This window comes from Jiangella muralis (genome assembly GCF_001270745.1).
Classification (GTDB): Bacteria; Actinomycetota; Actinomycetes; order Jiangellales; family Jiangellaceae; genus Jiangella; species Jiangella muralis.
Genome location: NZ_LFXL01000026.1, coordinates 176939 through 194536, shown reverse-complemented (window position 1 = coordinate 194536; position 17598 = coordinate 176939). Strand labels below are relative to the sequence as shown.

The 17598-nt window shown below is 68.4% G+C and carries 32 protein-coding genes; all 32 read right to left on the bottom strand.

The window, feature by feature from the left end:
* Positions 1-15 precede the first annotated feature (15 nt).
* The 32 genes from rplQ to rpsJ all read right to left on the bottom strand — a co-directional run bounded on the left by rplQ (position 16) and on the right by rpsJ (position 17509).
* Complete coding sequence (gene rplQ / locus ACW62_RS36390; protein WP_053206310.1) at positions 16-585, bottom strand: 50S ribosomal protein L17; 570 nt, start codon at positions 583-585, stop codon at positions 16-18.
* Between the two features lie 47 nt (positions 586-632).
* Positions 633-1646, bottom strand: a complete 1014-nt coding sequence (locus tag ACW62_RS22360; RefSeq protein WP_046772640.1) for a DNA-directed RNA polymerase subunit alpha — start codon at positions 1644-1646, stop codon at positions 633-635.
* A gap of 90 nt (positions 1647-1736) precedes the next feature.
* Complete coding sequence (gene rpsD / locus ACW62_RS22355; protein WP_053206309.1) at positions 1737-2342, bottom strand: 30S ribosomal protein S4; 606 nt, start codon at positions 2340-2342, stop codon at positions 1737-1739.
* 32 nt (positions 2343-2374) lie between these two features.
* A complete protein-coding gene (gene rpsK / locus ACW62_RS22350) occupies positions 2375-2773 on the bottom strand; it encodes a 30S ribosomal protein S11 (protein WP_046772638.1) in 399 nt (132 codons plus the stop codon).
* Positions 2774-2853: 80 nt separating this feature from the next.
* Positions 2854-3231, bottom strand: coding sequence for a 30S ribosomal protein S13 (rpsM, locus tag ACW62_RS22345; RefSeq protein WP_046772637.1), 378 nt, complete (start codon positions 3229-3231; stop codon positions 2854-2856).
* A gap of 167 nt (positions 3232-3398) precedes the next feature.
* Positions 3399-3512 (bottom strand): 50S ribosomal protein L36, encoded by a 114-nt coding sequence (gene rpmJ, locus ACW62_RS22340; RefSeq protein ID WP_015883600.1) that lies wholly within the window; start codon positions 3510-3512, stop codon positions 3399-3401.
* Between the two features lie 64 nt (positions 3513-3576).
* On the bottom strand, positions 3577-3798 hold the full coding sequence (infA, locus tag ACW62_RS22335; RefSeq protein ID WP_026877474.1) for a translation initiation factor IF-1: 222 nt from the start codon (positions 3796-3798) through the stop codon (positions 3577-3579).
* 285 nt (positions 3799-4083) lie between these two features.
* Positions 4084-4542, bottom strand: a complete 459-nt coding sequence (locus tag ACW62_RS22330; RefSeq protein WP_053206308.1) for a DUF1707 SHOCT-like domain-containing protein — start codon at positions 4540-4542, stop codon at positions 4084-4086.
* Between the two features lie 319 nt (positions 4543-4861).
* Positions 4862-5677, bottom strand: coding sequence for a type I methionyl aminopeptidase (gene map / locus ACW62_RS22325; RefSeq protein ID WP_420843613.1), 816 nt, complete (start codon positions 5675-5677; stop codon positions 4862-4864).
* Between the two features lie 17 nt (positions 5678-5694).
* Positions 5695-6276, bottom strand: a complete 582-nt coding sequence (locus tag ACW62_RS22320) for an adenylate kinase (RefSeq protein WP_053206306.1) — start codon at positions 6274-6276, stop codon at positions 5695-5697.
* Positions 6273-7577 carry a preprotein translocase subunit SecY gene (secY, locus tag ACW62_RS22315; protein ID WP_053206305.1) on the bottom strand — a complete coding sequence of 435 codons (1305 nt, stop codon included), beginning with the start codon at positions 7575-7577 and terminating at the stop codon, positions 6273-6275. The genes ACW62_RS22320 and secY overlap by 4 nt, the downstream gene beginning before the upstream one ends.
* A 172-nt stretch (positions 7578-7749) precedes the next feature.
* The gene (gene rplO / locus ACW62_RS22310; RefSeq protein ID WP_053206304.1) at positions 7750-8199 is read right to left on the bottom strand and encodes a 50S ribosomal protein L15; all 450 of its coding nucleotides are present in this window, start codon (positions 8197-8199) and stop codon (positions 7750-7752) included.
* Positions 8200-8204: 5 nt separating this feature from the next.
* Positions 8205-8387, bottom strand: coding sequence for a 50S ribosomal protein L30 (gene rpmD, locus ACW62_RS22305; protein ID WP_053206303.1), 183 nt, complete (start codon positions 8385-8387; stop codon positions 8205-8207).
* Positions 8384-9001, bottom strand: a complete 618-nt coding sequence (gene rpsE / locus ACW62_RS22300; protein ID WP_053206302.1) for a 30S ribosomal protein S5 — start codon at positions 8999-9001, stop codon at positions 8384-8386. The genes rpmD and rpsE overlap by 4 nt, the downstream gene beginning before the upstream one ends.
* A 33-nt stretch (positions 9002-9034) precedes the next feature.
* Positions 9035-9418 carry a 50S ribosomal protein L18 gene (rplR, locus tag ACW62_RS22295; protein ID WP_053206301.1) on the bottom strand — a complete coding sequence of 128 codons (384 nt, stop codon included), beginning with the start codon at positions 9416-9418 and terminating at the stop codon, positions 9035-9037.
* A gap of 3 nt (positions 9419-9421) precedes the next feature.
* Positions 9422-9961: a 50S ribosomal protein L6 gene (rplF, locus tag ACW62_RS22290; protein WP_053206300.1), complete on the bottom strand. Its 540-nt coding sequence runs from the start codon at positions 9959-9961 to the stop codon at positions 9422-9424.
* 21 nt (positions 9962-9982) lie between these two features.
* Positions 9983-10390, bottom strand: coding sequence for a 30S ribosomal protein S8 (rpsH, locus tag ACW62_RS22285; RefSeq protein WP_053206299.1), 408 nt, complete (start codon positions 10388-10390; stop codon positions 9983-9985).
* A 72-nt stretch (positions 10391-10462) separates the two neighbouring features.
* Entirely contained in the window at positions 10463-10648 is a 186-nt protein-coding gene (locus tag ACW62_RS22280) for a type Z 30S ribosomal protein S14 (RefSeq protein ID WP_046772627.1), read from the bottom strand.
* Between the two features lies 1 nt (position 10649).
* The gene (gene rplE, locus ACW62_RS22275) at positions 10650-11219 is read right to left on the bottom strand and encodes a 50S ribosomal protein L5 (protein WP_053206298.1); all 570 of its coding nucleotides are present in this window, start codon (positions 11217-11219) and stop codon (positions 10650-10652) included.
* Entirely contained in the window at positions 11219-11563 is a 345-nt protein-coding gene (rplX, locus tag ACW62_RS22270) for a 50S ribosomal protein L24 (protein ID WP_157574909.1), read from the bottom strand. Before rplX ends, rplE begins: the two co-directional genes overlap by 1 nt.
* A gap of 66 nt (positions 11564-11629) precedes the next feature.
* Positions 11630-11998 carry a 50S ribosomal protein L14 gene (gene rplN / locus ACW62_RS22265; protein WP_046772624.1) on the bottom strand — a complete coding sequence of 123 codons (369 nt, stop codon included), beginning with the start codon at positions 11996-11998 and terminating at the stop codon, positions 11630-11632.
* A gap of 7 nt (positions 11999-12005) precedes the next feature.
* Positions 12006-12323, bottom strand: a complete 318-nt coding sequence (gene rpsQ, locus ACW62_RS22260; protein WP_074946514.1) for a 30S ribosomal protein S17 — start codon at positions 12321-12323, stop codon at positions 12006-12008.
* A complete protein-coding gene (gene rpmC, locus ACW62_RS36600; protein ID WP_053206296.1) occupies positions 12320-12703 on the bottom strand; it encodes a 50S ribosomal protein L29 in 384 nt (127 codons plus the stop codon). Before rpmC ends, rpsQ begins: the two co-directional genes overlap by 4 nt.
* Positions 12703-13122, bottom strand: coding sequence for a 50S ribosomal protein L16 (rplP, locus tag ACW62_RS22250; RefSeq protein ID WP_053206295.1), 420 nt, complete (start codon positions 13120-13122; stop codon positions 12703-12705). Before rplP ends, rpmC begins: the two co-directional genes overlap by 1 nt.
* A gap of 4 nt (positions 13123-13126) precedes the next feature.
* Positions 13127-13987 (bottom strand): 30S ribosomal protein S3, encoded by an 861-nt coding sequence (rpsC, locus tag ACW62_RS22245; protein WP_053206294.1) that lies wholly within the window; start codon positions 13985-13987, stop codon positions 13127-13129.
* The gene (gene rplV, locus ACW62_RS22240; protein ID WP_053206293.1) at positions 13987-14352 is read right to left on the bottom strand and encodes a 50S ribosomal protein L22; all 366 of its coding nucleotides are present in this window, start codon (positions 14350-14352) and stop codon (positions 13987-13989) included. Before rplV ends, rpsC begins: the two co-directional genes overlap by 1 nt.
* A gap of 30 nt (positions 14353-14382) precedes the next feature.
* Complete coding sequence (rpsS, locus tag ACW62_RS22235) at positions 14383-14664, bottom strand: 30S ribosomal protein S19 (RefSeq protein ID WP_046772620.1); 282 nt, start codon at positions 14662-14664, stop codon at positions 14383-14385.
* A gap of 17 nt (positions 14665-14681) precedes the next feature.
* Positions 14682-15518 (bottom strand): 50S ribosomal protein L2, encoded by an 837-nt coding sequence (gene rplB, locus ACW62_RS22230; protein WP_053206292.1) that lies wholly within the window; start codon positions 15516-15518, stop codon positions 14682-14684.
* A gap of 36 nt (positions 15519-15554) precedes the next feature.
* Positions 15555-15863, bottom strand: a complete 309-nt coding sequence (rplW, locus tag ACW62_RS22225) for a 50S ribosomal protein L23 (protein ID WP_053206291.1) — start codon at positions 15861-15863, stop codon at positions 15555-15557.
* Positions 15860-16516, bottom strand: a complete 657-nt coding sequence (rplD, locus tag ACW62_RS22220; RefSeq protein ID WP_053206290.1) for a 50S ribosomal protein L4 — start codon at positions 16514-16516, stop codon at positions 15860-15862. The genes rplW and rplD overlap by 4 nt, the downstream gene beginning before the upstream one ends.
* Complete coding sequence (gene rplC, locus ACW62_RS22215; RefSeq protein WP_053206289.1) at positions 16513-17187, bottom strand: 50S ribosomal protein L3; 675 nt, start codon at positions 17185-17187, stop codon at positions 16513-16515. The genes rplD and rplC overlap by 4 nt, the downstream gene beginning before the upstream one ends.
* 13 nt (positions 17188-17200) lie before the next feature.
* A complete protein-coding gene (rpsJ, locus tag ACW62_RS22210) occupies positions 17201-17509 on the bottom strand; it encodes a 30S ribosomal protein S10 (RefSeq protein WP_026877498.1) in 309 nt (102 codons plus the stop codon).
* Between the last annotated feature and the right edge of the window lie 89 nt (positions 17510-17598).

Here is a 17598-nt window from a genome sequence, read left to right as displayed (position 1 = left end):
CTGGGACGCGGGGGGTCAGGCCTTCTCGGCCGGACCCTCGGCGTCGTCGGACTTCTCCTCGGCAGCGGCCTCGTCGGCCACGGCCTCGGTCTCCTCGACGGAGTCCTCGGCAACAACCTCCTCGGCCGGAGCCTCGGTGACCTCGTCGGCGGCCGGAGCGGCAGCGGCCGGCGCGTCAGCGGCGGCCCGCCGGGTCGCGCTCGTCGCCTCGGTCACGACCTGCTCGGCCAGCGGCTCGACCAGCTCGATGACCGCCATCGGAGCGTTGTCACCCTTCCGCGGACCGATCTTCACGATCCGGGTGTAGCCGCCGTTGCGGTTCTCGTAGCGCGGGCCGATCTCGGCGAACAGCACGTGCACGATGTCCTTGTCGCGGATCGTGCTGAGCACCTGACGGCGCGCGTGCAGGTCACCGCGCTTGGCCTTGCTGATCAGCCGCTCGGCGACCGGACGCAACCGGCGGGCCTTGGCCTCGGTAGTGGTGATGCGGCCGTGCTCGAACAGCGCGGTCGCCAGGTTGGCGAGGATCGCGCGCTGGTGAGCCGGCGAGCCTCCCAGGCGAGCACCCTTGGTTGGGGTGGGCATGGTGATCGTTCTCCTGTGTGGTGGCGACCGCTACCGGCCGCGCTCGGTCAGTACTGCTCGTCTTCGGCGTAGGACTGGTCGTCGTCGCCGTAGCTGTCGACGGCCGCGGCCGGGTCGAAGCCCGGCGCGCTGTCCTTCAGGCCGAGGCCCATGGTGGCCAGCTTCGCCTTGACCTCGTCGATCGACTTCTGGCCGAAGTTGCGGATGTCGAGGAGGTCGGCCTCGCTGCGGGAGACGAGCTCACCCACGGAGTGGATGCCCTCACGCTTGAGGCAGTTGTACGAACGGACGGTGAGCTGCAGGTCCTCGATCGGCAGCGCGAGGTCCGCGGCCAGCTGAGCGTCGACCGGCGACGGGCCGATCTCGATGCCCTCGGCCTCGATGTTCAGCTCGCGAGCGAGACCGAACAGCTCGACCAGCGTGCTGCCGGCCGAAGCGAGCGCGTCACGCGGCCGGATGGACTGCTTGGTCTCGACGTCGACGATGAGACGGTCGAAGTCGGTGCGGCCCTCGACGCGGGTCGCCTCGACCTTGTACGTGACCTTCAGCACCGGCGAGTAGATGGAGTCGACCGGGATGCGGCCGATCTCGGCGTCGGCGCGCTTGTTCTGCACGGCCGACACGTAGCCGCGGCCGCGCTCGACCGTCAGCTCCATCTCCAGCTTGCCCTTGCCGTTCAGCGTGGCGATGTGCAGGTCCGGGTTGTGCACCTCGACCCCGGCCGGCGGCGCGATGTCGGCGGCGGTGACGGCGCCGGGGCCCTGCTTGCGCAGGTACATCACGACCGGCTCGTCGTGCTCGGACGAGACGACGAGGCCCTTGAGGTTCAGGATGACGTCGGTGACGTCCTCCTTCACCCCGGGGATGGTGGTGAACTCGTGCAGCACACCGTCGATGCGGATCGACGTGATGGCCGCGCCGGGGATGGACGAGAGCAGGGTCCGGCGCAGCGAGTTGCCGAGCGTGTAGCCGAAGCCCGGCTCGAGCGGCTCGATGGTGAACTTGGCCCGGTAGTCGTTCAGCGACTCTTCGCTGAGACTGGGACGCTGGGTGATGAGCACTTCTGACTTCCTCTCCGCGACGCCCGCTATATGACGGTCGCGATCAGGGCGCCGTGGCCGGCCCGATGCCGGCCACGGCGATGGTGCGAACTACTTCGAGTAGTACTCGACGATGAGCTGCTCCTGCACCGGCGTGTCGATCTGCTGCCGGGACGGGAGCTGGTGGACCAGCACCCGCAGCTGGTTCGGGATCGACTCAAGCCACGCGGGGACCGGGCGGTCGCCGTGCGTCTCGCGAGCGATGATGAACGGGGTCGTCTCCTTGGACTTGTCCCGCACGTCGATGACGTCGTGCAACGCCACCTGGTACGAGGGTATGTCCACCTTGCGGCCGTTGACCAGGAAGTGGCCGTGGACGACCAGCTGGCGGGCGTGCCGCCGGGTGCGGGCCAGGCCCGACCGGTAGACGACGTTGTCGAGACGCGACTCCAGCAGCTGGAGGAGGACGTCACCGGTGCGACCCTGGCGACGGTTGGCTTCCTCGTAGTAGCGGCGGAACTGCTTCTCCAGGACGCCGTAGGTGTAGCGCGCCTTCTGCTTCTCGTGCAGCTGGAGGCGGTACTCGCTCTCCTTCTGCCGGCCGCGGCCGTGCTGGCCGGGCGGGTAAGGACGGCGTTCGTACGCCTTGTCCTCACCGATCAGGTCGACGCCGAGCCGACGCGACTTCTTCGTGAGTGGACCGGTGTAACGGGCCATGGTGGTTCAGGTCTCCTCGAGGTCTCGGTGGGTCAGACGCGGCGGCGCTTCGGCGGACGGCAACCGTTGTGCGCCTGCGGGGTCACGTCCGAGATGGAACCGACCTCGAGGCCGACGGCCTGCAGCGAGCGAATCGCGGTCTCCCGGCCCGAGCCCGGGCCCTTGACGAGCACGTCGACCTTGCGCATGCCGTGCTCCTGGGCACGGCGGCCGGCGGCCTCGGCAGCCATCTGCGCGGCGAACGGCGTCGACTTACGCGAGCCCTTGAAGCCGACCTGGCCGGCGCTGGCCCACGCGATCACGTTGCCCTGAGGGTCGGTGATCGAGACGATGGTGTTGTTGAACGTGCTCTTGATGTGCGCGACACCATGAGCGACGTTCTTCTTCTCCTTGCGGCGCACCTTGGTCTGGCGGCCCTTGGCGGGTGGCATGTGTGCGGTACTCCTGTCCGAAAGCTTCTGAGGTCAGCGGTTCGCTGCGCGCGACGACGACGTGGCCGCCGTCGCGGCACTCACTTGCCGGCCTTCTTCTTGCCGGCGACGGTCTTCTTCCGACCCTTGCGGGTACGGGCATTCGTGTGAGTGCGCTGACCACGGACGGGGAGCCCGCGGCGGTGCCGGATGCCCTGATAGCTACCGATCTCGATCTTACGACGGATGTCGCTCTGCACCTCGCGGCGCAGGTCACCCTCGATCTGGTAGTTGGCCTCGATCCAGTCGCGGAGCTTGACCAGCTCCTCGTCACCGAGGTCCTTGACGCGAACGTCCGGGCTGACGCCCGTGTTCTTCAGAGTCTCCAGCGATCGGGTGCGCCCGATGCCGAAGATGTAGGTGAGAGCTACCTCCAGGCGCTTGTCGCGCGGGAGGTCGACGCCAACGAGGCGTGCCATGCGGTGTTCCTCACTTCGTTCGCGGGGTGTCTGACGCACCGCGTCCCGGCGATCCTGTGCCGCCGAGCCCCGGCCTCCGCCCGGGGGTAGTCCCTGCCGTTGCGGGCAGGGGTGCTGGTGCGTTGTCCTGTGTATTCAGTTGTGTCCGGGCGAGCGGTGCCCGGTGATCAGCCCTGACGCTGCTTGTGACGCAGGTTCTCGCAGATCACCATGACCCGGCCGTGACGGCGGATCACCTTGCACTTGTCGCAGATCGGCTTGACGCTCGGCTTGACCTTCATCGGGGACTCTTTCTTGACGTGTGCCGAGAGTTCGGATCGGGCCGAAGCCGCCGGCAGGTCGTGGTTACTTGTAGCGGTAGACGATTCGACCGCGGGTCAAGTCGTACGGGCTGAGCTCCACCACCACCCGGTCCTCGGGAAGGATCCGGATGTAATGCTGGCGCATCTTGCCGGAAATGTGGGCGAGCACCTTGTGACCGTTGGAGAGCTCTACCCGGAACATCGCATTCGGGAGAGCCTCGGTCACGGTGCCCTCGATCTCGATGACCCCGTCCTTCTTCGGCATGTCCTCCGCACTTCTTCAGTCGGTCGTCTTCCGCCCGGCACACCACGCCACCGGAGTCCTGAGAGGGACGGGCGGCGAGCTGTCACGTACACCCTTGTCCTTGGTCGAGAAGACCACAGAACCAGCCGCAGGGCGCAACGAAACAGACCACAGTGGGCCGACCAGGAATTGTACGGCACTGGGCCTACCAGAGGCCAATCGCGGGAGGCAAGCCGACCCGCGAGGGTCCATGCGGCGATGCGGCTCACAAGGGAAAGCAGACCAGTGAGGCAAACCGACCCGCGGTCAGCGTGGCGCGGGCGTCTCCCTGGAACGGTACGCCATCTCCAGGCCACCGAGCAGCACGCCCCACGGGCCGGCCACCCACATCGGCCAGAAGTACTCGGGCCCGCCGTTGCCGACGCTGACCAGCGTCCACACCATCAGGTTGATGATCACGACGAAGCCGTAGAACCACCACGAGCCGGTCAGCAGGGCGCGCGCGATGCGTCGCCCCGTCCGCCGCGGCGCAGGGCGCGGCGCGGACAGCGGACGCGGCATGATTCCGGCCGGCTGGCGGCGCACCGGCAGGTCGGCGATGACGCGGTCGAGGTCCTGGTACGTCTTCGCCGAATAGGTCGACTCGACCCGGAGGAGCAGTTCATCCTGGCTCAGCCGGCCCTCGCCGTGCGCGTCGCGCAGGATCTCGGCCACGCGATCGCGATCGGCGTCGCTGGCGCGCATCTCGAACCGCTCGGCTCCCATGCGCTCCAGTATCCGCCGCTGCCCGCGGTCCGCCTATCGGGGTAACCCCCCAGTTCGCCCCCGGGGCCACCCCCACTTCCGTCGCACGCAAACGATCAGGTGACACAACCGCACGAATCAGCGCGGCTACGTCACCTGATCGTTTCGCGTCCGCATGGTGGAGATGATCAGGTGACACAGGAGGGCCGCCGCGGGGCCGATGGTCACCTGATCGTTTCTGGCGCGACGATCAGGTGAGCAACCCACGGCCAGGCGACGGCGGGGCGTCGGGCCGGGGCGTCGGGCCGGGGCAGGCGTCGGGCCGGGACGGCGGCAGCGGTCAGCCGCGGTGGATCTGGGCGGCGGCGGGCACGCCGAGCGCCGCCAGCCGGGCGGCTCCGCCGTCGAGGGCGGTGAGCACCCACGGGCCCTCCGGCGTGACGGCGATGCTGTGCTCGAAGTGCGCGGCCCAGGTGCCGTCGTCGGTCTTGACGGTCCACTCGTCGGGCAGGACGTGCGTCTCGGGGCCGCCGAGCGTGATCATGGGCTCGACCGCCAGGCACAGGCCGGGCACCAGCTTCGGGCCGCGCTGGCGGGTGCGGTAGTTCATCACGTGCGGGTCCATGTGCATGGCGGTGCCGATGCCGTGTCCGCCGTACTCCTCGACGATGCCGTAGTCGCCGCGCGCCTCGATGGTCTTCTCGATGGCGGTGCCGATGTCGCGCACCCGGTGGCCGGCCTTCATCGCGGCGATGCCCGACCACAGCGCGTCCTCGCAGTCGGTCAGCAGCCGGGCGACGTCGTCGGACAGGCCGCCGGAGCCGACCGGCACGGTCACGGCGGCGTCGCCGTGCCAGCCGTCGAGCACCGCACCGAAGTCGAGCGAGACGATGTCACCGTCACGGAACGGGGTGGCGTCCGGGATGCCGTGCACGACGACGTCGTTGACCGAGACGCACACCGTGGCCGGGAAGCCGCCGTAGCCGAGGAAGTTCGACGTGGCGCCGCGGGCGGCCAGCTCGCGCCGGGCGATCGCGTCGAGGTCCTGCGGAGTGGCGCCGGGCACGATGGCCGCGCGCATCACCTCGTGGATCTCGGCCACGACCAGCCCGGCCGCGCGCATGCCGGCCAGCTGCTCCGGCGACTTGATCTCGATGGTCGCTCCTGAAGAACCTAGTGCGGCTGCGGCGGCTGCTCGATCGCCTCGGCCACCCGCTGCTGGACCTCCTCGACGGTGCCCAGACCGTCGACCTCGAAGACGAGGCCGCGCTCGCGGTACACCGCGATCAGCGGGGCGGTCTCCTCGAGGTAGAGCTCCTGCCGCTTGCGGATGGACTCCGGGTTGTCGTCGTCGCGGCCCTCCTCGACGGCACGCTGGTGCAGCCGCCGGACGACCTCGTCGAGGTCAACCTTCAGGACGATGACGTGGTCGACCTCGTGGCCCTGCTCGGCCAGCACCTTGTCGAGGAAGTCGACCTGCGCCAGCGTGCGCGGGTAGCCGTCGAGCAGGAAGCCCTCGGCGACGTCGGCCTGCGTGAGGCGGTCGCGGACCACCTCGTTGGTCAGCTCGTCCGGCACGTAGAGGCCGGGCCCGAGGTAGGGCTTCACGCGAAGCCCGAGCGCGGTCTCGTTCGCGATGTTGGAACGGAAGATGTCGCCGGTGGAGATGGCCGGCACGGTGAACCGCTTCGCCACCAGTTCGGCCTGCGTACCCTTGCCCGCGCCCGGCGGGCCCATGATCAACAGTCGCGTCACCGCAAGAACCCCTCGTAGTTGCGCTGCTGCAGCTGGCTCTCGATCTGCTGCACGGTCTGCAGGCCGACACCGACCATGATCAGGATGGAGGTGCCGCCGAACATGTTGTTGAACGACTGGCCGCCATCGCTGGGGTTCAGCACGTTGAAGGCCAGCAGTGGCAACAGGGCCACGAGCGCCAGGTAGACGGCGCCGGCCGACGTGATGCGGTTGAGCACGTAGGCCAGGTATTCCTCGGTGGCGCGGCCGGCACGGATGCCCGGCACGAAGCCGCCGTAGCGCTTCATGTTGTCGGAGATGTCCTTCGGGTTGAACGTGATGGACACGTAGAAGAACGCGAACCCGACGATCAGCAGGAAGTACGCCGCGATGTACGCGGGGTGGGTGCCGCGGGTGAAGTTGTCCTGGATCCACAGCGCCCAGCCGGCGGTCTGGTTGAACTGCGCCGCGAGCAGCGGGATGTAGAGCAGCGACGAGGCGAAGATAACCGGGATGACGCCGGCCTGGTTGATCTTCAGCGGGATGTACGTGGCCGAGCCGCCGTACATGCGCCTGCCGACCATCCGTTTGGCGTACTGCACCGGGATACGGCGTTGTGCCTGTTCGACGAAGACGATGAGCGCGACCACGATCAGCGCGACCACGACGACCAGGCCGAAGACGCCCCAGCCGCGGCTGGTCTGGATGCTCCAGAACATGCTCGGCACGCTGGCGACGATCTGGGTGAAGATCAGCAGCGACATGCCGTTGCCGACACCGCGGTCGGTGACCAGCTCGCCCAGCCACATGACCACGCCGGTACCGGCCGTCATCACGATGATCATGATGGCGGCGGTGGTGAGCGAGTCGTCCTGCAGGACCTCCTCGGGACAGTTCGGGAAGAACTGCCCGCGGCGGGCCAGCGTGACGATGGTGGTCGACTGCAGCAACGCCAGGCCGATGGTGAGGTACCGGGTGTACTGCGTGATCTGGGCCTGCCCGGACGCGCCTTCCTTGCGCAGCGCCTCGATGCGGGGGATCACGACCGTCAGCAGCTGCAGGATGATGCTGGCGGTGATGTACGGGATGATGCCGAGCGCGAAGACCGCGAGCTGCAGCATCGCCCCGCCGGAGAACAGGTTGAGCATCCCGTAGATGCCCTCGTTGCCGGCGAGGTCCACACAGGTCCGCACCGCCGGGACGTCGACACCGGGCGTGGGCAGGACCGAACCGACCCGGAAGATCGCGATGATGCCCAGCGTGAACAGCAATTTCGTGCGCAGATCAGGTGTACGGAACGCCTGCGCGAACACTCTGAGCACTTCAGGGCCTCCTGCGTGGCCGACGGCGGAGCCGACTGCTGGGTCGAAACCGGCGCGGTGGTACGGACGGAAAAGACGGTAACACCGCCGGGTCCGAACGACCGAAAGCGCCTGCCGCCTGGTAAGACGTCAGGACGCTCTCGGAACCGTCCGAACACACGGTGCGGGGCGCCTACACCTCGGTGACGGTGCCCCCAGCAGCGGTGATCTTCTCCTTCGCGCTGGTGGAGAACGCGTTCGCGTTCACTCGCAGCGCAACCGAGATCTCACCGGTGCCCAGAACCTTGACCAGCTTGCCGGCCCGCACAGCGCCCTTGGCCACGAGGTCGTCGACAGTGACGTCCCCGCCCTCTGGGAACAGCGACGCCAGCTTGTCCAGGTTCACGACCTGGAACTCGACGCGGAACGGGTTCTTGAACCCCTTCAGCTTCGGCAGGCGCATGTGCAGCGGCATCTGCCCGCCCTCGAAGCGGGCCGGCACCTGGTAGCGGGCCTTCGTGCCCTTGGTGCCGCGGCCCGCGGTCTTGCCCTTGGACGCCTCACCGCGACCCACGCGGGTCTTCGCGGTCTTGGCGCCGGGGGCCGGCCGCAGGTGGTGCGGCTTCAGCGGCGAGTTGCTCATGCCTCTCAGACCTCCTCGACGGCGACAAGATGCGCCACCGTCTTGACCATGCCCCGGATCTCAGGGCGGTCCTCCTTGACGACCTCGTGTCCGATCCGCTTCAGGCCGAGCGAGCGCAGGGTGTTGCGCTGGGACGACGTCCCACCGATCGGGCTCTTGACCTGACGGACCTTCAGCTGGCCGCTCATGACGACGCTCCCGCGGCCTGAGCGCGCAGCAGCGCGGCCGGGGCGACGTCCTCCAGCGGCAGGCCGCGGCGGGCCGCCACCTGCTCCGGACGCTCCAGCGACTTCAGCGCCTCCACCGTGGCGTGCACGATGTTGATGGCGTTGGACGACCCGAGCGACTTGCTCAGGATGTCGTGGACGCCCGCGGCCTCCAGGACGGCGCGCACCGGGCCGCCGGCGATGACGCCGGTACCGGGCGAAGCCGGACGGAGCAGCACGACGCCGGCAGCCTTCTCACCCTGCACGGGGTGCGGAATGGTGCCCTGGATCCGCGGCACCTTGAAGAACTGCTTCTTGGCCTCCTCGACACCCTTGGCGATCGCCGAGGGCACCTCCTTGGCCTTGCCGTAACCGACGCCCACGGTGCCGTCGCCGTCGCCGACGACGACCAGGGCGGTGAAGCTGAAGCGACGCCCACCCTGGACGACCTTGGCGACGCGGTTGATAGCGACCACGGTCTCGATGTAGTTGGTCTTGTCCGCACCGTCGCCGCGACGGTTGTCGCGATCGCGACGGTCACGACGATCGCGGCGCTCGCCACCGGCACCGCCACCGCGGCGCTGGGGTTCAGCCATGATGTCCCTCTATCCTCTCGAGATTGTTCGTGGTCAGAGCTTCAGGCCGCCCTCGCGGGCGCCCTCCGCCACCGCGGCCACCCGGCCGTGGTACTGGTTGCCGCCGCGGTCGAAGACCACGGCCTCGACCCCGGCCGCCTTGGCGCGGTCGGCGATGAGCTCTCCGACGCGACGTGCCTTGGCGGTCTTGTCGCCGTCCAGCGAGCGCAGGTCGGTCTCCATGCTGGTGGCCGAGGCCAGGGTGCGGCCGGTGGCGTCGTCGACGACCTGGACCACCATGTGCCGCAGCGACCGGCTGACGACCAGGCGCGGACGCTCGGCCGAACCGGTGACCTTCTTCCGGACCCGCAGGTGCCGGCGGTCCCGGGCAGCCCGCTTGTCGCCCTTCCTGATGTGGCGATTGATCGCGATGCCCATGTGTTACTTACCAGCCTTTCCGACCTTGCGCCGGACGTGCTCGCCCTCGTAGCGCACGCCCTTGCCCTTGTACGGCTCGGGCTTGCGGATCTTGCGGATGTTCGCCGCGATCTCGCCGACCTTCTGCTTGTCGATGCCCTGCACCGAGAACTTGGTGGGCGACTCGACGGCGAACGTGATGCCCTCGGGCGGCTCGACGACGACCGGGTGGCTGAAGCCGAGTGCGAACTCGAGGTTCTGGCCCTTGGCCGTGACGCGGTAGCCGACGCCGACGATCTCGAGCTTCTTGACGTACCCGTCCGTGACACCGGTGACCATGTTGGCGACCAGCGTCCGGGTCAGACCGTGCAGAGCCCTGCTCTCACGCTCGTCGTCGGGGCGGATGACCTGCAGAGTGCCGTCGTCGCCCTTCTCGACGCCGATGACCTCGGGCAGCGTGTGGTTCAGCGTGCCCTTGGGGCCCGTGACCTTGACCGCGCGGCCGTCGACGTCGACCTGGACGCCGGACGGTACCGGGATCGGGAGCTTGCCGATGCGCGACATGAGTGATGCGCTCCTTTCCCGTTACCAGACGTAGGCGAGGACTTCCCCGCCCACACCCTGCTTGGACGCCGCCTGGCCCGTGAGCAGGCCCTGCGACGTCGAGATGATGGCGACACCCAGCCCACCGAGCACGCGCGGCATGTTCGTGGCCTTCGCGTAGACCCGCAGACCCGGCTTGCTGACGCGGCGGATGCCGGCGATCGAGCGCTCGCGGGACGGGCCGTACTTCAGGGTGAGCTCGAGCGTCTTGCCCACCTGGTCCTCGGCCGGCTCACGCACGGAGAACCCGGCGATGTAGCCCTGCTGCTTGAGGATCTCGGCGATGTTCACCTTGATCTTGCTGTGCGGCATCGCCACGATGTCGTGGTGCGCCGTGTTGGCGTTGCGCAGACGGGTCAGCATGTCTGCGATCGGGTCGGTCATGGTCATGTGTGGTTGCCGCTTTCCCGTCGTGGTTTCCGCTGCGCGGACCTTCGACGATACGAAGGGTCTGGGTGAGAGCTACCAGCTAGATTTCGTGATGCCCGGCAGCTCGCCGCGGTGCGCCATCTCGCGAAGGCACACACGGCACAGCCCGAACTTGCGGTACACCGAGTGCGGACGACCGCACTTCTGGCACCGGGTGTACGCGCGCACGGCGAACTTCGGCTTGCGCGCGGCCTTGATGACAAGCGCCTTCTTTGCCACGTCAGTTCTCCTTGAACGGGAAACCGAGCAGCTTGAGCAGCGCCCGACCCTGGTCGTCGTTGGTCGCGGTCGTGACGACCGTGATGTCCATGCCGCGGACCCGGTCGATCCTGTCCTGGTCGATCTCGTGGAACATCGACTGCTCGTTGAGACCGAACGTGTAGTTCCCGTTGCCGTCGAACTGCTTGCCCGACAGGCCGCGGAAGTCCCGGATGCGGGGCAGCGCGATGGTCACCAGGCGGTCCAGGAACTCCCACATGCGGTCGCCGCGCAGCGTCGCGTGCGCACCGATCGGCATGCCCTCGCGCAGCTTGAACTGCGCGATGGACTTGCGCGCCTTGGTGACCTGCGGCCGCTGGCCGGTGATGGCCGCGAGGTCGGCGATGGCGCCCTCGATCAGCTTCGCGTCACGAGCCGCCTCGCCGACACCCATGTTGACGACGACCTTGGTCACGGTCGGCACCTGCATGACGTTCGCGATCTGGAACTGCTCGCGCAGGCCCGCGATGATCTCGTCGCGGTAGCGCTGCTTGAGCCGCGGCAGCGCGCGGGTCTCAGTGGTGGTGGTCATCAGATGTCCTCACCGGTGCGCTTGGCGAACCGGACCTTGTTGCCGCTGTCGTCGATGCGGTACCCGACCCGGGTGCCCACCGTCTTCTTCTTGCCGTCGACGTCGGCCTCGACCGCGAGCTGCACGTTCGAGATGTGGATCGGCGCCTCCTGGTGGATGATCCCACCGGACTGCTGCGTACCACGCGCCGTCTGAGTCGGCTTCTGGTGCTTCGTGATGCGGTTGACGCCCTCGACGAGGACACGCTCCTGGCGCGGGTAGGCCGCGATGACCTTGCCCACCAGACCCTTGTCCTTGCCGGCGATGACGACGACCTTGTCACCCTTCTTGATCTTCATCCTCAACGCACCTCTTCGCTTTCCGAGGTGTTGCAAACGCGCTTGTCACACCACTTACTCGAGGTCTTCATCTCACAACACCTCCGGAGCGAGCGAGATGATGCGCATGAAACGCTTGTCCCGCAGCTCACGACCGACGGGGCCGAAGATGCGCGTACCGCGCGGGTCCCCGCCGTCCCTGATGATGACCGCCGCGTTCTCGTCGAAACGGATGTAGGAGCCGTCCGGACGGCGGCGCTCCTTCACGGTCCGCACGACCACGGCCTTGACGACGTCGCCCTTCTTGACCGCGCCGCCGGGAATGGCGTCCTTGACGGTGGCCACGATGACATCACCGATGCCGGCGTATCGCCGACCGGAGCCACCGAGCACACGGATGCACAAGAGCTCCTTGGCACCGGTGTTGTCGGCGACCCGCAGCCGCGACTCCTGCTGAATCATCTCGCTCCTACTTCGCCTTCTCGAGGATCTCCACGACGCGCCAGCGCTTCGTGGCCGACAGCGGACGGGTCTCCATGAGCAGGACGCGGTCGCCGATGCCGGCGGTGTTCTGCTCGTCGTGGGCCTTCAGCTTGCTCGACCGACGGACGACCTTGCCGTAGAGCGGGTGCTTGAAGCGGTCCTCGACGGTGACGACGACGGTCTTGTCCATCTTGTCGCTGACCACAACGCCCTGGCGGGTCTTGCGGTAGCCACGGCCGCCCGGCGCGTTCCCAGCGGTCTTCGGGCTCTCGGTCACGTTCTCTTCCTTGTTCGCGGGGCTCACTCGGCACCGTCCTCAGTCGCGGCGGCGGCCTTCTTGGTCGTCCGCTTGCGCGGCGCGGCCTTCTTCGGGGCCTCGGCGTCGTCGGCGGTCTTCTTGGCCGCCGCCTTCTTCGGCTCGGCCTTGGCCTCCGCCTTCTTCGGCTCGACCGGCGCCGCCACGACGGCGACGATGCCGAGCTCACGCTCGCGCATGATCGTGTAGATGCGCGCGATGTCGCGACGGACGGCCTTCAGCCGGCCGTGACTCTCGAGCTGACCGGTGGCACCCTGGAAGCGCAGGTTGAACAGCGACTCCTTGGCCTTCTGCAGCTCCTCGACCAGCTCGTCGTCAGACTGCTCGCGCAGCGACACGGCGTCGAGATCCTTCGAACCGATCGCCATCAGAACTCACCTGCCTCGCGCTTCACGATGCGCGCCTTCATCGGGAGCTTGTGGATCGCGCGCGTGAGCGCCTCGCGAGCCACGGTCTCGTTCGGGAACGACAGCTCGAACATCACGCGACCAGGCTTGACGTTCGCGATCCACCACTCCGGCGAACCCTTACCGGAACCCATGCGGGTCTCGGCCGGCTTCTTCGTCAGCGGACGGTCCGGGTAGATGTTGATCCACACCTTGCCGCCACGACGGATGTGCCGGGTGATGGCAATACGAGCGGCCTCGATCTGGCGGTTGGTCACGTAGTGGCCCTCGACCGCCTGGATGCCGTACTCGCCGAAGGCCAGCGACGTGCCGCCCTTGGCCATGCCGCGGCGCTTCGGGTGGTGCTGCTTGCGGTGCTTGACCTTGCGAGGGATCAGCATGGTGTCAGCCCTCCTGGCCCGTCGTGGTCGCCGCGGCGTCAGCGGCCGGCGCCTCGGGCGCGGTCGCGGGGGCCTCGGCGGCCTGAGTGGCGGGAGCGTTGTCGCCGCGGTCGCCGCGGCCACCCGGCCGACGACGCTCCGGACGGCCGCGGCCGCCACCGCCGCCGCCGCGCTGCTGCTGAGCGCGGGCCTGCGCGGCCTGCTCAGCGGCGCGCTCGGCGCGGGAGCCGCTCACGTCGCCCTTGTAGATCCACACCTTCACGCCGATGCGGCCGAAGGTGGTGCGGGCCTCGTAGAAGCCGTAGTCGACGTCGGCGCGCAGCGTGTGCAGCGGGACCCGGCCCTCGCGGTAGAACTCCGAGCGGCTCATCTCGGCGCCGCCGAGACGGCCCGAGCACTGGATCCGGACGCCCTTGGCGCCGGCACGCATGGTGGTCTGCAGCGCCTTGCGCATCGCGCGGCGGAACGCCACGCGAGCCGACAGCTGCTCGGCCACACCCTGTGCGACCAGCTGAGCGTCGATCTCGGGCTGCTTCACCTCGAGGACGTTCATCTGGACCTGCTTGCCGGTGAGCTTCTCGAGCTCCGAGCGCAGGCGGTCCGCGCCCACGCCGCGACGGCCGATGACGATGCCCGGCCGGGCGGTGTGGATGTCGACGCGCACACGGTCGCGGGTGCGCTCGATGTCGACGTGCGAGATGCCGGCGCGCTCCATGCCGTCGGTCATCAGCTTGCGGATGGCGACGTCCTCGGCGATGTAGTCGCGATAGCGCTGACCCTGGGTCGTGCTGTCGGCGAACCACCGGCTCTTGTGATCGGTGGAAATGCCCAGCCGGAACCCGTGCGGGTTGATCTTCTGACCCACTAGCGGGCCCCTCCCTTCGCTGCAGCGATCGACGCCTTGTCGTCGACGATCACCGTGATGTGGCACGTCCGCTTGTTGATGCGGCTCGCGCGGCCATGGGCGCGCGGGCGGAACCGCTTCATGGTCGGGCCGTCATCGACGTACGCCTGCGCGATGACCAACGTCTCGCGCGGCGTGCCCGCGAGGTCGTCGGCGTTCGCGATGGCGCTCTCGAGCACCTTGCGCACCGGCTCGGCGGCCGCCTGCGGAGCAAACCGCAGTAGTGCCGAGGCCTCGTCCGCGTCCATCCCACGGATCAGGTCCACCACACGGCGCGCCTTCATGGGCGTGACGCGGACGAACCGCGCGTGAGCCCTGGCTTCCATCGTTACTCCTCAGTCATTCCGTGGTGGACGTCACCGGCGGCGAGCGCGGCGGTCGTCCTTCTCGTGGCCCTTGAACGTGCGCGTGGGGGCGAACTCGCCGAGCTTGTGCCCGACCATCGCCTCCGTCACGAACACCGGGACGTGCTTGCGGCCGTCGTGCACCGCGATGGTGTGACCGATCATGTCCGGCACGATCATCGAGCGACGGGACCAGGTCTTGATGACGTTCTTCGTGCCCTTCTCGTTCTGAGCATCGACCTTCTTGGCCAGGTGCTCGTCGACGAAGGGGCCCTTCTTCAGGCTGCGCGGCATCTGTTCCTACTCCCGACTCAGCGCTTCTTGCCGGTCTTGCGACGGCGGACGATCTGACGGTCGCTGGGCTTGTTCTTCCGGCGGGTGCGCCCCTCGGGACGACCGTTCGGGTTGACCGGGTGACGACCACCCGAGGTCTTGCCCTCGCCACCACCGTGCGGGTGGTCGACCGGGTTCATGGCGACACCACGGACCGTCGGGCGCTTGCCCTTCCAGCGCATGCGGCCGGCCTTGCCCCAGTTGATGTTCGACTGCTCGGCGTTGCCGACCTCGCCGACGGTGGCGCGGCAGCGCACGTCGACGTTGCGGATCTCGCCGGACGGCATGCGCAACTGCGCCCAGGTGCCCTCCTTGGCGACCAGCTGGACGCTGGCGCCGGCGGAGCGGGCGATCTTCGCGCCGCCACCGGGCCGCAGCTCGATGGCGTGGACGACCGTACCGACCGGGATGTTGCGCAGCGGCAGGTTGTTGCCGGGCTTGATGTCGGCGCCGGGGCCGGCCTCGACCTTCGCGCCCTGCGCCAGGCGGTACGGCGCCAGGATGTAGCGCTTCTCGCCGTCGGCGTAGTGCAGCAGCGCGATGCGCGACGTGCGGTTGGGGTCGTACTCGATGTGCGCGACCTTCGCCGGCACGCCGTCCTTGTCGGCCCGGCGGAAGTCGATGACCCGGTACTGGCGCTTGTGGCCGCCACCCTGGTGCCGCGTCGTGATCTTGCCGGAGTTGTTACGACCGCCCTTCTTGGGCAGCGGCCGCACCAGCGACTTCTCGGGCGTGGACCGGGTGACCTCGACGAAGTCGGCGACGCTGGAGCCGCGTCGGCCCGGCGTCGTCGGCTTGTACTTTCGGATTCCCATTCGTCGTTACCTCAGTAGCTCGTGTCCTGGCCGGCCTCAGCCGACCGGGCCGGAGAAGATGTCGATGCGCTGGCCTGCGGCGACCGTCACGATCGCGCGCTTGGTGTCGGGACGCTTGCCCACACCGAAGCGGGTGCGACGGCGCTTGCCCTGGCGGTTCTGGGTGTTGACACCGGTGACCTTGACGTTGAACACCTTCTCGACCGCGATCTTGATCTCGGTCTTGTTCGCGTCGGGCGCGACCACGAAGGTGTACTTGTTCTCGTCGAGAAGGCTGTAGCTCTTCTCGGACACGACCGGCACGATGAGGATGTCGCGCGGGTCCCTGCGGTTGATGGCGGTCACTTGGTGTCCTCCTCAGCGGCCGCGGCCTGCTCCCTGCCACCCAGGAACGCGTCGAGCGCGCCCTTGGTGAAGACGATGTCGTCGGCGCAGAGCACGTCGTAGGTGTTCAGCTGGTCGGCCACGAGCAGATGCACCTGCGGCGCGTTGCGCAGGCTCTTCACCGACACCTCGTCACCCCGCTCGACCACGACCAGGACGCTGCGCCGCTCGGTGACCGACTGCAGGGCCTTCAGGGCGTCCTTCGTGTTCGGGGCGTCGCCGTCGACGAAGCCGGTGACCACGTGCACGCGGCCGTGGGTCGCCCGGTCGGACAGCGCGCCACGCAGCGCGGCGGCCTTCATCTTCTTCGGCGTCCGCTGCGAGTAGTCGCGCGGCTGCGGGCCGTGGACGATGCCGCCACCGGTGAACTGCGGCGCGCGGATCGAGCCCTGACGGGCGCGGCCGGTGCCCTTCTGGCGGTACGGCTTCGCGCCGCCGCCGGAGACCTCGGCGCGGGTCTTGGTGGAGTGCGTGCCCTGACGGGCCGCGGCCAGCTGGGCCACCACGACCTGGTGGATCAGCGGAACGTTGACCTGGACCTCGAAGACCTCGGCCGGAAGGTCGACCGTGCCGGACTTCTTGCCGGCGGCGTCGAGAACCGTGATGGTGCTCACTGGGTCACTCCCTTCGCGGCCGAGCGGACGAAGACCAGACCGCCGTTGGGGCCCGGGACGGCGCCCTTGAGGAGCAGCAGCCCCTGCTCGGCGTCGACGGCCTGGACCGCGATGTTCTGGGTGGTCATGCGCTCGGCGCCCATGCGGCCGGCCATCTTCATACCCTTGAAGACGCGACCCGGCGTGGCGCAGCCGCCGATGGAGCCCGGCGAGCGGTGCTTGCGCTGCACACCGTGCGAGGCGCGCAGACCGTGGAAGCCGTGACGCTTCATGACACCGGCGAAGCCCTTGCCCTTCGTGGTGCCCGTGACGTCGACCTCCTGGCCGGCTTCGAACACCTCGACCGTGACCTCCTGGCCGAGCGTGTACTCGGAGGCGTCAGCGGTGCGCAGCTCGGCGACGTGACGGCGCGGCGTGACGCCGGCCTTGTCGAAGTGGCCCTGGGCGGGCTTGGTGACCTTGCGCGGGTTCGGCGCGCCGAAGCCGAGCTGGACCGCGTCGTAGCCGTCCTTGTCGGGCGTCCGGACCTGCGTGACGACGCACGGCCCGGCCTTGATCACGGTGACCGGCACGATGCGGTTGTTCTCGTCCCACACCTGGGTCATGCCGAGCTTCTCGCCCAGCAGGCCCTTGCGCACCGTGGTGGCGGCCTCGGAAGACTGAATACTCATCGTCGGCGGTCCCTCAGAGCTTGATCTCGATGTCGACGCCGGCCGGCAGGTCGAGACGCATGAGCGAGTCGACGGTCTTCGGCGTGGGGTCGATGATGTCGATGAGCCGCTTGTGCGTACGCATCTCGAAGTGCTCGCGGCTGTCCTTGTACTTGTGCGGCGATCGGATGACGCAGTACACGTTCTTCTCGGTAGGCAGCGGCACCGGGCCTGCGACCTGCGCACCCGTGCGCGTCACCGTGTCGACGATCTTGCGCGCCGACGTGTCGATGACCTCGTGGTCATAGGCCTTGAGCCGGATGCGGATCTTCTGTCCCGCCATGGCTGCTTGTCGTCCTCACTCTTCGTACTGCTAAGACCCGATCTGAACCAACACTGAGCTGCTGCTCCGCCGACCCCCGCGGTCGGGCG